The following is a 13,107-nucleotide window of genomic DNA, read 5'->3' as shown; positions in this document are numbered from 1 at the left end:
GGCTTCGGGCTCGGCACCGCCCAGCTCTCCCGACGCGGGTTCAGCCCTTGACGGCGCCGGCGACCAGGCCGGAGACCATCCGCCGCTGCACCAGCAGGAAGAAGATGATGACCGGCAGGGTGAACAGGGTGGACGCGGCCATCACCGGCCCCCAGTTGGTGTCGTCCCGACCGAAGAAGAAGGTCATCGCCACCGGCAGGGTGTAGCTGCCCTGGTCGTTGATGAACGTCAACGCGAAGATCAGCTCGTTCCACGCGGTGATGAAGGAGAAGATGCTGGTTGCCACCAGGCCGGGCGCGACCAGCGGGAAGAGCACCCGGCGGAAGATCTGGGCCCGGCTGGCCCCGTCGATCGCCGCCGCCTCCTCCAGTTCCTTCGGCACCGCGGCGACGAAGCCGCGCAGCATCCAGACCGCGAACGGCAGCGAGAATCCGAGGTACGTGAGGATCAGGCTGGGCAGGGTGTTGTAGAGCCCGAGCCGCTGGATCATCAGGAACAGCGGGATGACCAACGCCTCCAGCGGGATCATCTGCACCACCAGCAGCATGATGAGGAAGCTGGTCCGCAGCTTGAAGCGGAACCGGGCCACCGCGGTCGCGGCGAGCAACGCCACCAGGCCGCTGAGCACCACAGTGGAGACGGCGACCAGCGCGCTGTTGAGGAAGAAGTCCAGGAAGCTGACGCCGGGGATCAGGTTGCCGGTCAGGATCTCCCGGTAGTGCGCCAACGTCGGATGGGTCGGCACCGGTTGCGGGGTGGCCGAGAAGATCTCGTTGCTCGGCTTCAGCGAGGTGGAGATCATCCAATAGACGGGGAACGCCGCGAAGAGCGCGACCAGCAGCCCGGCGCCGTTGAGGGCGATTTTCTTCACGACTCGTCCTCCTGCCTGAGCACCATCCGCACGTAGAAGCCGGTGACCACGAGCAGGATCAGCGTGAGGATCACCGCGATGGCAGCGCCGAGTCCGTACTTGGGCGGCGGAGAGAAGGCTTCGGCGTACGAGTAGATGGCGAGCATGAACGTCGGCCGGTCCTGGGTGCCGCCGGCCAGCACGAACTGCTGGGTGAACACCTTGAAGTCCCAGATGGTGGAGAGCACGATCAGGATCCCGAAGACCGGCCGCAGCAGCGGGAATGTGATCTTCCAGAAGACCCGCCACGGGCTGGCGCCGTCCACCCGGGCCGCCTCGTGCAACTCGCTCGGCACGCTCTTGAGACCGGCCAGCACACTCACCGCGATGAACGGGAACGAGTGCCAGACCACCACCAGGGTGAGGATGGCGAAGAACAGCAGCGGTGAGTTGAACCAGCCGTAACCGGTCCAGTCGCTGCGCCCGAACAGGCTGGTCGAGAGCCCGTCCGGCAGCGCGTTGAACAGCCACGTGACCAGGCCGCTCGTGTCGTCGAAGATCCATTTCCAGACGATGGTGCCGGTCAGCGCCGGGGTGGCCCAGGCGAGCATCACGCAACTGGCCACGAACGTCGCCATCTTTCGACCGAGCCGGTTGAGCAGCAACCCCACCAGAGTGCCGAGCACCATGGTGAGCAGCACGTTCGCCGCGGCGAAAAGAACCGTGTTGCGCAGCACGGTCAGGAAGAACGGGTCGGAGAGGATGTCGGCGTAGTTGCCGAGCCCCACCCACGGCCACTCCCGATCGCCGCGCAGTTGCCGGACGCTGTTCAGCCGGTAGAAGGACATCACCACCACCTGGCCGAGCGGCCAGAGCAGCAGCACCCCGATGATCACCAGTGCGGGTAGGAGCAGCAGGTAGGGCAGGCGGTCCACCCGGCGACGCCGCCGCGCGGGGGTCTCCCGCGCGGCGGACGTCTCCGGCACCTCGGTCAGCGTGGTCACTTGGCGTTGAGGATGCTTTCCATCTCAGCGGCCGCGTCGGCGGTAGCCTTCTCGACCGTCTTCTGACCCTTCATGACCGAGCTGTTCATCGCCTGGGTCACCGTCTTCGTCCGGCTGACCTCCACCCACTTCGGGGTGAGCGGCGTGAGCTTGGTGTTCTGCATCGTGGTGGCGAACGACGCCATCACCTTGTCGTTCGCGTACGCGCCACCGGAGACCAGATCCTGGTAGACCGGGAAGAAGCCGAGGCTGCTGGCGAAGCTCTGCGCGTTCTTCTTGTTCAGCAGCACGGTCAGGTAGTCCCAGGCCAGGTCCTGCCGCTCGCTGTCCTTCCAGATCGCCACGTCCGAGCCGCCCGCGAAACCGGGTGCCGCCTTGCCGTCCGGGCCGGGGATCGGGAACGTACCCCAGACCTTCTCGATCTCGGGGTTGTCCTTCTTGATGGCGCCCTGCTGCCAGCTACCGGCGAAGGCCATCGCGGCCTTGCCGGTGGCGAACTGGGTACGCGCGTCGATCTCGTTCCAACCCGCCGCCGCCGGCGGGGCGACCTTGTGCACCGTCACCAGATCGGTCCAGAACTTGACGGCCCGCTGCGCCTCGGGGGTGGTGTAACCGGACTTCCAGGTGCCGCCCTGGTTGCTGGCGATCTCGCCGCCGGCACCCCAGAGGAAGGAGTAGAAGGGCAGCTCGGAGTTGCCGGGCAGGGCGATGCCGTAGGTGCCCTTCTTCTTCGCCTGCACAGCCTTGGCGACGGTGACCAGGTCGTCCCAGGTCTTCGGGGGCTGCACGCCGGCCTCGGCGAACCAGTCGGTGCGGTAGTAGATCGCGCGCACACCCGCGTACCAGGGCACGCCGTACTGCTTGCCGTCGAGCTGAGCGTTGCGCACCAGGTCGGGCAGCAGATCCTTGCCGTCGGCCCAGCCACCCATCCGACCACTCACGTCGGCGAGCGCCTCCTGGGCGGCCCAACCCTGAGTCTCGGTGTTGCCCAGCTCGGTGATGTCCGGTCCCTCACCGCCGGCGAGCGCCGCCTGGAACTTCTTGGGCGCCTCCAGCCAGGGGATGTACTGCACGACCACATCGGTGTCGGGGTGCTTCTGGCGGAACTCGGCCTCGACCCCGTCGAGGAAGGAGTTCTGGGCGTCCCCGCCCTCACCCATCATCCAGACCGTGAGCTTGCTGTCGTCGGACGCGTCGTCGCCGGAGCCTCCACAGCCGGTCAGCACCATCGCGGCCGAGGCCACCATGGCGGTGACCGGGGCCAGCCGCTTCCACCTGTTCACGCCACTTCTCCCCTCGCGCCGCCTGGAACTAACCTTCTCCGCCGCACCCTAGTACGGAGAATTCCTTTACGACAGTGGGTGGGACTGGCCGAAGCGTGGCGACCGTACCGCAGCGGCCCGACGACCGGCACTCCAACATCCGGCCAAAGTCGGGCCTATCAGCACGAAAGAGCGCCCGGCTCTCGGCCGGGCGCTCTTTCCAGTCGTACTGTCCTACCGGTGGTGCTGTGGCGCCAGATGATGCCAGGTCGTTACCGGGTCACGCGGCGACGGCCACCCACACCGGCCACCAGCGCGACGGCGATCGCGGCAACCACGACCTGCACCAGCAGCTCGCCCCAGTCGACACCGCTCGTCTCGGTCGCGATGCCGATGGCGCGCGCCAGGACGGTGCCCAGCAGGGCGGCGCCGATACCGATCAGCAGGTGCAGCCAGATCGGCATGTTCTGCTTGCCCGGGACGACCAGGCGGCCGAGCGCGCCGACGATGAGACCAACAACGATCGCAGTGATGATGCCCCACACGGTGAGCTCCACGGCCACCCTCCTTCAAGAATGTCTGACACACGGTGCGTGTGCTTCCTGTCGTGACCGTTAATTGCCCTACCCACCAAAATTCCAAACCGACTACACGACCCAAACGATCACGACTTGATGAACAACGGCACGAGACCCACCCCCCACCCCGCGCCCCGCGCCCCGCGCCCGCGCCCCGCGCCCGCGCCCCGCGCCCGCGCCCCGCGCCCGCGCCCCGCGCCCGCGCCCCGCGCCCGCGCCCCGCGCCCCGCGCCCGCGCCCGCGCCCGCGCCGATCTTGCACTTTCGGTGGTCGATAGGAGTGGGATGACCGGGATGTCGCAGCAGAAACTGCAAGATCGGCGGGTTGGAGGGTTCCGTGACTCCGCGGTACTGCTTCAACGGCGCCTCGCGCTCACGCGCCGGTGCGCCCGTCGTGTATCGCACCCGGGATGGCGCTACATCCTGGTTGTAGTGGCATCGCGGCCAGGTGGAAGCCACTACAACCAGGATCGAGCACGATCTTGGCGCTAGACGGGGCACCCGGACTCGGCGGCGCAGGACGTGGCGTCCGGACAAAGGACGCTGGACGCAGCGCCGGACGCTGGACGCAGCGCCGGACAAAGGACGCTGGACGCAGCGCCGGACAGAGGCGCAGGGCGTGGCGCCGGACAGAGGCGCTGGACGCAGCGCCGGACACAGGACGCAGGGCGTGGCGCCGGACAGAGCCGTAGGACGTGGCGCCGGGGTGGGCTGGACGACGCTGCGGCCTGATCGGACGCAGCTATTCGCGGGATCAGATCCCCGTCGATCGAGTCTTGACGCACCGAGGGGCGCCCGACCTGATGGCCGAGCGCCCCTCGAAAGTGTTGCGGTACTACAGGTTGCTGGTGTTACCGGGTCACGCGGCGGCGGCCACCCACACCGGCCACCAGCGCGACGGCGATCGCGGCGATCACGACCTGCACCAGCAGCTCGCCCCAGTCGACACCGCTCGTCTCGGTCGCGATGCCGATGGCGCGCGCCAGGACGGTGCCCAGCAGGGCCGCGCCGATACCGATCAGCATGTGCAGCCAGATCGGCATGTTCTGCTTGCCCGGGACGACCAGGCGGCCGAGCGCGCCGACGATGAGACCAACAACGATCGCAGTGATGATGCCCCACACGGTGAACTCCACGGTCGCCCTCCTTCAAAGAATGTCTGACACACGAGGTGTGTGCTTCCTGTCGTGACCGCTAAGTGCCCGACCCACCGAAAGCCCAAACCGACTCACCTCAATAGACAACGCCAGTCGTCAATGCTTCGGAGGTGCGTCGGTTGACGCGGGCGCGTGTCCACACAGGTAGGAGCCCATCTCCTCGGCCCCGCGGGCCTACGGCAGAGATCGGAAAAAAATCCGCGCCGGCGGCCACACGCGCCGCACCGCACGGCCGGCCACACGCGCCGCACCGCAGCGCTGGGCGGCGGCAGACGGCGGCCCACCGGGGTCAGAACGGGCCAGCACACCCCGAAACGCGACGCGCCGAGGCGAGCACAACCCGAAAACGCGACGCGCCCAGGCGAGCACAACCCGAAAACGCGACGCTGACCGGCCAGGACACCCTCACGGAAGCGACACGCCCGGGCGAGCACACCGCGAAACGCGACGCATCCAGGCGGGCACACCGCGGAAACGCGACGCACCCAGGCGGGCACACCGTCGCAAAACGCGACGCGCCCGGGCGCGGACGGCACCCGGGCGCGTACGGCGGCGCGAACTACTTCTTGCCGGCGGCCTTGCCGTCGCCGGAGTCGGAGGAGAGGGCGGCGATGAAGGCTTCCTGCGGCACCTCGACCCGGCCGACCATCTTCATCCGCTTCTTGCCTTCCTTCTGCTTCTCCAGCAGCTTGCGCTTACGGCTGATGTCGCCGCCGTAGCACTTGGCGAGCACGTCCTTGCGGATCGCCCGGATGGTCTCCCGGGCGATGACCCGGCTGCCGATGGCCGCCTGGATCGGCACCTCGAACTGTTGGCGCGGGATCAGGGTGCGCAGCTTGGCGGCGATGGTGACGCCGTAGTTGTACGCCTTGTCCTTGTGCACGATGGCGCTGAACGCGTCCACCGGCTCGCCGTGCAGCAGAATGTCCACCTTCACCAGGTCGGACGCCTGCTCTCCGGAGGGCTCGTAGTCGAGTGAGGCGTAGCCCTTGGTACGGCTCTTCAACTGGTCGAAGAAGTCGTAGATGATCTCCGCGAGGGGCAGCGTGTAGCGCAGCTCCACCCGGTCGGCGGAGAGGTAGTCCATGCCGAGCAGGGTGCCGCGCCGGCCCTGGCAGAGCTCCATGACCGCGCCCACGTAGTCGTTCGGCGTCAGCACGGTGGCCCGCACCACCGGCTCGTACACCTCGGCGATCTTGCCGGTGGGGTACTCGCTCGGGTTGGTGACGACGATCTCCGCGCCGTCGTCGGTGATCGCCCGGTAGACGACGTTGGGCGCGGTGGAGATCAGGTCGAGGTTGTACTCGCGCTCCAGCCGTTCCCGGATGATCTCCAGGTGGAGCAGGCCGAGGAAGCCGCAGCGGAAGCCGAAGCCGAGCGCGCCGGAGGTCTCCGGCTCGTAGTCGAGGGCTGCGTCGTTGAGCTTGAGCTTGTCCAGCGCCTCGCGCAGGTTGGGGTAGTCGGACCCGTCGATCGGGTAGAGGCCGGAGTAGACCATCGGCTTCGGGTCCTTGTAGCCACCCAACGGCTCGGCCGCCGGCCGGCCGTTGATGGTGACGGTGTCACCGACCCGGGACTGCCGGACGTCCTTCACACCGGTGATCAGGTAGCCGACCTCGCCGACGCCGAGCGCCTCGGCCTTGACCATCTCGGGTGAGATGACCCCGATCTCCAGCAGCTCGTGCACGGCGCCGGTGGACATCATCTTGATCCGGTCGCGGGCGCTGATCCGGCCGTCGATGACCCGGACGTACGTGACGACGCCGCGGTAGACGTCGTACACCGAATCGAAGATCATCGCCCGGGCGGGCGACTCGGCCTCACCGACCGGCGGCACGAACTGCCGGACGATCTCGTCGAGCAGGTGTGGTACGCCCTCGCCGGTCTTGCCGGAGACCCGGATGCAGTCGGCCGGGTCTCCGCCGATCAGGTGGGCCAACTCCTCGGCGTACTTCTCGGGCTGCGCGGCCGGCAGGTCGATCTTGTTGAGCACCGGGATGATGCGCAGGTCGTTCTCGAGAGCCAGGTAGAGGTTGGCCAGGGTCTGCGCCTCGATGCCCTGCGCGGCGTCGACCAGCAGCACGGCACCTTCGCAGGCGGCCAACGACCGGGACACCTCGTACGTGAAGTCCACGTGCCCCGGGGTGTCGATCATGTTGAGCACCGCCTGCTCACCAGCCCGCTCACCCTCACGGATGGCCCACGGCATGCGGACGGCCTGGCTCTTGATGGTGATGCCGCGCTCGCGCTCGATGTCCATGCGGTCCAGGTACTGCGCGCGCATCTGCCGCGGGTCGACCACGCCGGTGAGCTGCAACATCCGGTCGGCCAGGGTCGACTTCCCGTGGTCGATGTGGGCGATGATGCCGAAGTTCCGGATGCGACCGGGGTCGGTGGCACCAGGGGCGTTCGCGCCGGGATCGAGCTTCGGTGGCACAGCGGTCCGTTCTGGTCGGCTGACGTGAACAGGCCGGCGCGTCGCCGACCCCCTCTATGTTCCCACGCCGCCGGGGTGCGCCCACTGCGCGGGCGATGGAACGGCCCGAGGACCCCTCACTCCATCGGCGGCTCGACGAAGAGCGCGGCCAGTCGGGGCAGCCGGCGACGCGCCTCCTCCTCGTCGTCGAAGTCCCAGAAGTCATTGAGATCCGGCGTCCGCACCGGGTCGCGGTCCGCCGGCAACTCGGTCGCGGTGGCCTTGCGGTACGCGTCCCACGGCACCGACAGCATCTGCTCGGCGGAGAACTCCTCGCCGCTGAGCGACGCCGCCCGCACCTGGGGCAGTTCGGCCAGCGAGTCCGGTTCGGTGACCGCGCCGGCGAAGACGGCCCGTCCCTGGGTCATCAGCCAGCCCCGGAAGTGTTCGAAGCCCTCAGCCGAGGCACCACCGTTGATCAGGTACGCCGCACCCCACAGATCCGCCTTGTGCGAGGCGGCCAGCACCCGCGTCTGGTGCCGCGCGTACCCGATGATGTCCTCCGGGGCGCGCTCGGCGAGCAACGCCACGGCTCGCGCGGCGACCGGGCCGGGCTCACCCCCGCCGCCGGCCCGTGCCTGGTCGATCAGCTGCCAGAAGTCCTCGGTCCTCATGGCTTGGCAGTCTGGCAGTGTCGCCGTGCGTCGCGCACGTACCCCGGTGCAGCATGGTGTGATGTCCTCTCCCCCGCTGCCGCCGTACCACGCGAGCGCCCTGCGCCCGTCGTGGCCGGCGTTACCGGCGGCGCTGCGGGCCGCGGTCGCCGAACGGCTCGGCGCGCCGGTGGTCACCGCCCGGGTCGCCGGCGCGGGCTTCACCCGCGGGTTCGCCGCCGTGCTCGACACCGCCGACGGTGGTCGGGCCTTCGTGAAGGCCGCGCCCGCCGCCGAGCAACCGCACCTGGTCGACTGGTACGCCCGGGAGGCCGCGATCCTCGACCGGCTGCCGGCCGACCTGCCGGCGCCCCGCCCCCGGTGGACCCTCGCCGCGGCCGGCTGGTTCGTGCTCTGCACCGACGCCGTCGACGGGCACACCCCGCACCTGCCCTGGGTGCCCGCCGAGTTGGACGCCACCCTCGCCGGGTACGCGCGGATCGCCGCCGCCCTGGCCGACCCGCCGGTCGAGCTGACCGCGCTCGGGCTGCCGCACCTGGCCGACCTGGCCCGGTCGGACATCCTCTGGTGGGAGGAGGTCGCGGCCGGTCGGGAGCCGACCCCGCCGCTACCCGAGCCACTGCTCGACCGGCTGCCCGAGCTGGTGGAGTTGGAATCCCTCCTCCCCCGGTATGCCGCCGGAGCGACCGGCCTGATCCACGGCGACCTGCGGGTCGACAACGTGCTGATCGACCCGGACGGCCGAGCCTGGTTCTGCGACTGGACCTGGGTCTGCTCCGGGCCGGCCTGGTTCGACGTGGCCGGCCTGCTGCTCACCGCGTACGCCAGCGGGCTGGACGCGGACCGACTCTTCGCCGGGCACCCGGCCACGGCGGGCGCGCCCCCGGACGCGCTGGACGCGACCCTGGCCGCGTTGGCCGGCTACTACCTCACCGGCGCTGCGGCGGCACCGCCGACGGCCTCGCCGCACCTACCCGCCCACCAGCGGTGGAGCGGCGAGCAGTCACTCGACTGGCTGGCTCACCGCCAGGGCTGGCAGTGACCAGCCCTGGCGCCCCCGGCTCGCGGCCCCGGCTCGCGGCCCCGGCTCGCGGCCCCGGCGGCCCGAGCGGGTTCGGCGGGTTCGGCGGGCCGGTGGCTGTTGATCGACTCGACTTCCTTGAAGTCGGGTTGTCTGCCACGCTGGGTTGCCCCGGTTTCCAGGAAGCCGAGTTGATCAAGCATCGAGCGCCCGGGTGGACCTCCCACAGCCCGGATGAACCGCGCTCTGGCCGAGCCGTTTTGGCTCGTCCCGGGCGACCTGGTAACCTGGCTCTTCGCGCAGCGATGACGCACGTTCGTCATCATGTGCAATAAGCTGACCAACCCGAGCTATCAAGACGAGGCTGTCGCGTGGCGAACATCAAGTCCCAGATCAAGCGCAACCGGCAGAACGAGAAGGCCCGGCTGCGCAACAAGTCGGTCAAGTCGTCGCTGAAGACCGCCGTCCGGAAGTTCCACGAGGCTGCCGAGGCCGGTGACGTCGAGAAGGCGACCGCGCTCATGCTGGACGCCTCGCGCAAGCTGGACAAGGCCGTCAGCAAGGGCGTGATCCACTCCAACCAGGCCGCGAACCGCAAGTCCGCGATCGCGAAGCGCGTGGTGTCGCTCTCCGCCTGACGATTTCACAGTCAGACTGATTCGGAAAACCCCGGGCCCAGGCCCGGGGTTTCCGTGTGTTCAAAGGCCAGCCGTGTTCAACCGAGCCGGCCGTCGCGGGCAACCGAGCCGGCCGTCGCGTTCAACCGAGCCGACCGTCGCGTTCAACCGAGCCGGCTGTCGCGGAACGAGGGCCCTGACGGGGTCGGCGCTCAGTCTGACGGGTTGGCCCGCCGGGGCGGCGGCACCGGGTCGGCGGTGATCACCACGCCGGGGACGCTGTGCGAGATCCACTCCACCCGGGCTCGGCCGACCACCGGTTCCATCTGCCGGCGAAACCGGTCCCGCTCCTGCTCGGGCACGAGCGCGGCGGAGCGGACCACGATCGCGGCCACCATGTCGTTGAGCTTCACCATGGCGGCCACCACGACCGGCAGCACCAGCACCGCCCACCAGCTGACCAACTCGGCGAGGGCCAGCAGCACCGCCAGGGCGATGGCACCCTCGAAGAAGAGGAAGCACAGCACGCCGCCGGGGTTGACGAACCGCAGGCCGAGGAGCCGGGCGTAGAGCGGCCGGTAACGCGCCTCGTCCACGGGAATGGTGGCCCACGCCGGGCGGTTCGCCCCCGTCACCTGGCGCTGCCCTGCCGGGCCGCCGCGACCGAGAAGACCGCACGCTCCAGGGCGTACGCCCGGTCGTCGGAGCCGCCCTTGACGGCCGCGTTGCACTCGGCGGCGACCTGCATGGCCCGGACCAGGCCCTCCGGTGTCCAGCCTCGCCCCTGCCGCTGCGCCCGCTCGATCTTCCAGGAGGGCATTCCGAGGCTGCTGGCGAGCTGGTACGGGCTACCCCGCCCGGCCGACGCCACCCGGGCCACCGTCCGCACCCCGTCCGCCAGGGCATCGGCGATGGGCACCGGGTCGACACCGACGTGCAGGGCCCAACGCAGTGCTTCCAGCGCCGCCGGCACGTCGCCGACCATTGTGGCGTCCGCCACCGTGAAGCCGGTCACCTCGACCCGACCCCGGTAGTAACGGGAGACCGTCTCGGCGCTGATCCGCCCATCGGTGTCGGCGACCAGTTGGGAGCAGGCGGCGGCCAGCTCACGCAGGTCGTTGCCGACCGCGGCGATGAGCGCCTCGGCGGCGTCGTCGGTGCACTTTCCGCCGGCCCGGCGGATCTCGTCGCGGACGAAGGCCAGCCGGTCACGGTGCCCCTTGAGCTTGGCGGCCGGGACCACCGTCGCGCCTGCCGCCCGCAGACCGTCGGCGAACGCCTTGCCCTTGGCGCCGCCCAGGTGCAGCACCAGCAGCTGAACCTCCGGGTCGGGATCCTTCGCGTACGCCAACAGCGCGGTCACCAGGTCCTTGCGGGCGTCCTGGCCGGAGCGCAGGATCAGCAGCCGCCGCCCGCCGAACAGCGAGGGGCTGAGCATCTCGGCGATCTCGCCGACGGTGAGCGCGCTGGCCTGGTACTCGCGGACGTCCACCCCGGGGTCGACACTGCGAACCTTCGCGACAGCTTCGGTGACCGCGCGCGTGGCGAGGAGCTCCTCGTCACCGAGGACGAGCAGAATGGGGGCGAGGCTGGCGGGGGTCACGCCGCCCATATTCGCACGGCCTGCGGCGGGATCGTGCCTGCTCATTCGCTGCTTGATCGGCGCAGCCCGCACACAGCGCAAATCCAGACATCCAACTCAATTGCCTCCTTAATCCGCAAGTCGCCCGATCGGTCGGTGGCCCGTCGTCCCACGGGGGTCAGGGCTGCCGGCCGGCGGGTACACCTCGCCGGGCCACCGCCAGACCACCGTCCGTCCGGACCGCCGCCACGTCGCCGTCCGTGTCGGTACGCAGCACCCGCACGCCGCTCCTGCCCAGGTGGGCGAGCATCCTCGGACTCGGGTGCCCGTAGGTGTTACCCGTGCCCACCGGCACGAGTGCCACCGCCGGCCGCACCGCATCGAGGAAACCCTGATCCTGGTACGCCGACGCATGAGCGCGGCGGGTACCGACAAAAACGGGCCCGGCAGGTGCTGTAACACCTGAGCCCCGGGCCCTCGACCGGGACAGGACCCCGATCAGCCATGAGTGTAGCCGTCAAGGCGGCCCTGCTCGCGACCCGTGATCTCGGGAAGAACGAGCGCGCCGTAGCCATCGCCATCGCTGCCCACGCCAACCAGGAAGGCCACGCCTGGCCGTCCGTCGCCACCCTCGCCGAGTACGCCGGCTGCTCTGAGCGGACCGTGCAACGGGCTCTCAACAAGCTGGTTCAGCTCGGCCGCCTGGTCGTCGCCAAGGTCGCCGGCATCGCGACTCGGGTCTACCGCCTGGTCCTCGGTCAGGGGGTGACGAACCAGCCCGCCGGGGTGACAGATCAGCCGTCCGGGGTGACAGAGCAGGGCACCAGGGGTGACACCTTGGCTGACACCCGAAGTGGTGAAGACCAAGGGAAGAAGAAGACGGACGCAAGCGCCCGGGACTGGCGTCGCTTCCTTCCGAAGAACCCGAAGAACAAGAACACCAACCCCGGCACAAGCGGCTACCCGTACGCCGAGCGTCGAGGGGCGGCCCTGCCGCCCACCAGCGGTACCGACCATTGCCCGCGTCACCGGGGTTCCCTCGCCCACAACTGCGGCCCGTGCCGCTCCGAGGCTCTGGCTGGTGGGCGATGAACGAAACGGCCGCCTACGCCCTGGTGCTGATCCTGATCGGTGGTCCGGCCTCGATGGTCGTTCCGCTCCTGGTCGCTCGGCACCTGTTCCAGAAGCACGACGGCACCCCCGCCGCCCCCGCGACCGAGGAGGCCGCAGCGTGAACATCACCTCTGTTACCTCTCGCCTGACCACCGGCCTGGTCGCGCTGGTCGCCGGCTACGCCTCGTTTTCCCACATCTTCAAGGTTGCTCGGCAGGCTGGCGAGCATGTCTCGGTTGCTGCCGTGCTCCCGCTATCGATCGATGGTCTGATCCTGGTTGGCACGCTGGCGATGCTCGACGACAAGCGCAGCGGGCGGAAGCCTCGCCTGTCCGCTCGCCTCGCTGTGGCGTTCGGCATCGTCGCCACCCTTGCCGCCAACGTGGCATCGGCTCACCCGACCTGGACTGCCCGTGCCGTTGCCGCCGTTCCCCCGGTGGCGTTCCTCATCGCCGTCGAGGTGCTGAGCCGTCGAGGCAAGCTGATCCACCCTGAGCCGGTTGCCCCGGTCGAGCCGGTCACCGCTGAGCCGGTTGCCGTCGAGCCTGAGCCGACCCCCGAGCCGGTTGCCGCCGAGCCGGCTGAGCCGGCCAAGATTCAGCGGGTCAAGCGGGCCAGTGAGCCGAGCCGCAAGCCTGTCCCCCGGTCGCTCACTCAGCTGACCGGATCATGTCGGCTCACCTCGCCGAGCCCGGGGCGACTCATGCCCGCATCGCTGAGCTTGCCGGGGTGTCCCTGGCGACCGTGAAGCGTTACCGCCCCACCCGTTCAACCGGCTCGGCTTCCCCGGCGCAGCCTGCGGCGGCTGTCGTCAGCGAGCGTGCACCTGAGCTG

At 69.6% G+C, this 13,107-nt stretch carries 14 protein-coding genes and 1 pseudogene; 5 read left to right on the top strand and 10 right to left on the bottom strand.

What is annotated here, in order from left to right; genetic code table 11:
• Positions 1-40 precede the first annotated feature (40 nt).
• The 7 genes from ACZ6NZ_RS29540 to ACZ6NZ_RS29510 form a co-directional block, all read right to left on the bottom strand.
• A complete protein-coding gene (locus ACZ6NZ_RS29540; protein ID WP_238678492.1) occupies positions 41-871 on the bottom strand; it encodes a carbohydrate ABC transporter permease in 831 nt (276 codons plus the stop codon).
• Positions 868-1,854 carry a carbohydrate ABC transporter permease gene (locus tag ACZ6NZ_RS29535; RefSeq protein WP_465861172.1) on the bottom strand — a complete coding sequence of 329 codons (987 nt, stop codon included), beginning with the start codon at positions 1,852-1,854 and terminating at the stop codon, positions 868-870. Before ACZ6NZ_RS29535 ends, ACZ6NZ_RS29540 begins: the two co-directional genes overlap by 4 nt.
• Positions 1,851-3,137 (bottom strand): sugar ABC transporter substrate-binding protein, encoded by a 1,287-nt coding sequence (locus tag ACZ6NZ_RS29530; protein WP_465861171.1) that lies wholly within the window; start codon positions 3,135-3,137, stop codon positions 1,851-1,853. The genes ACZ6NZ_RS29535 and ACZ6NZ_RS29530 overlap by 4 nt, the downstream gene beginning before the upstream one ends.
• Positions 3,138-3,388: 251 nt before the next feature.
• Entirely contained in the window at positions 3,389-3,673 is a 285-nt protein-coding gene (locus ACZ6NZ_RS29525; RefSeq protein WP_357357297.1) for a GlsB/YeaQ/YmgE family stress response membrane protein, read from the bottom strand.
• A gap of 871 nt (positions 3,674-4,544) precedes the next feature.
• Positions 4,545-4,829, bottom strand: coding sequence for a GlsB/YeaQ/YmgE family stress response membrane protein (locus ACZ6NZ_RS29520; RefSeq protein ID WP_465861170.1), 285 nt, complete (start codon positions 4,827-4,829; stop codon positions 4,545-4,547).
• A gap of 580 nt (positions 4,830-5,409) precedes the next feature.
• Positions 5,410-7,287 carry a translation elongation factor 4 gene (lepA, locus tag ACZ6NZ_RS29515; protein ID WP_465861169.1) on the bottom strand — a complete coding sequence of 626 codons (1,878 nt, stop codon included), beginning with the start codon at positions 7,285-7,287 and terminating at the stop codon, positions 5,410-5,412.
• 116 nt (positions 7,288-7,403) lie between these two features.
• A complete protein-coding gene (locus ACZ6NZ_RS29510) occupies positions 7,404-7,940 on the bottom strand; it encodes a DUF4240 domain-containing protein (protein WP_465861168.1) in 537 nt (178 codons plus the stop codon).
• Between ACZ6NZ_RS29510 and ACZ6NZ_RS29505 the strand changes: the two genes are divergently transcribed.
• Positions 7,939-8,982, top strand: a complete 1,044-nt coding sequence (locus ACZ6NZ_RS29505; RefSeq protein ID WP_465861167.1) for an aminoglycoside phosphotransferase family protein — start codon at positions 7,939-7,941, stop codon at positions 8,980-8,982. The two genes, ACZ6NZ_RS29510 and ACZ6NZ_RS29505, sit on opposite strands and share 2 nt — an antisense overlap.
• A gap of 350 nt (positions 8,983-9,332) precedes the next feature.
• The gene (gene rpsT / locus ACZ6NZ_RS29500) at positions 9,333-9,599 is read left to right on the top strand and encodes a 30S ribosomal protein S20 (protein ID WP_030491765.1); all 267 of its coding nucleotides are present in this window, start codon (positions 9,333-9,335) and stop codon (positions 9,597-9,599) included.
• Positions 9,600-9,790: 191 nt separating this feature from the next.
• On the opposite strand, the gene ACZ6NZ_RS29495 is transcribed toward rpsT, so the two are convergent.
• The 3 genes and pseudogenes from ACZ6NZ_RS29495 to ACZ6NZ_RS29485 form a co-directional block, all read right to left on the bottom strand.
• Positions 9,791-10,213, bottom strand: a complete 423-nt coding sequence (locus tag ACZ6NZ_RS29495) for a hypothetical protein (protein ID WP_366611917.1) — start codon at positions 10,211-10,213, stop codon at positions 9,791-9,793.
• Complete coding sequence (holA, locus tag ACZ6NZ_RS29490; RefSeq protein WP_465861166.1) at positions 10,210-11,190, bottom strand: DNA polymerase III subunit delta; 981 nt, start codon at positions 11,188-11,190, stop codon at positions 10,210-10,212. The genes ACZ6NZ_RS29495 and holA overlap by 4 nt, the downstream gene beginning before the upstream one ends.
• Positions 11,191-11,338: 148 nt before the next feature.
• Positions 11,339-11,575: pseudogene (locus tag ACZ6NZ_RS29485) on the bottom strand (hypothetical protein); the annotation flags it as partial.
• Between the two features lie 89 nt (positions 11,576-11,664).
• Here ACZ6NZ_RS29485 and ACZ6NZ_RS29480 point away from each other — a divergent pair.
• Genes ACZ6NZ_RS29480 through ACZ6NZ_RS29470 form a run of 3 tightly spaced genes read left to right on the top strand, consistent with a single transcriptional unit; the run spans position 11,665 to position 13,021 of the window.
• The gene (locus ACZ6NZ_RS29480) at positions 11,665-12,252 is read left to right on the top strand and encodes a helix-turn-helix domain-containing protein (protein ID WP_465861165.1); all 588 of its coding nucleotides are present in this window, start codon (positions 11,665-11,667) and stop codon (positions 12,250-12,252) included.
• The gene (locus ACZ6NZ_RS29475; RefSeq protein WP_465861164.1) at positions 12,249-12,395 is read left to right on the top strand and encodes a hypothetical protein; all 147 of its coding nucleotides are present in this window, start codon (positions 12,249-12,251) and stop codon (positions 12,393-12,395) included. Before ACZ6NZ_RS29480 ends, ACZ6NZ_RS29475 begins: the two co-directional genes overlap by 4 nt.
• Positions 12,392-13,021: a DUF2637 domain-containing protein gene (locus ACZ6NZ_RS29470; protein WP_465861163.1), complete on the top strand. Its 630-nt coding sequence runs from the start codon at positions 12,392-12,394 to the stop codon at positions 13,019-13,021. The genes ACZ6NZ_RS29475 and ACZ6NZ_RS29470 overlap by 4 nt, the downstream gene beginning before the upstream one ends.
• Positions 13,022-13,107 lie beyond the last annotated feature (86 nt).

It is taken from the genome of Micromonospora sp. NPDC047756 (assembly GCF_055587245.1).
Note: the sequence above shows the minus strand (reverse complement) of the source record. Positions and strands in the feature narration are given on the sequence as shown.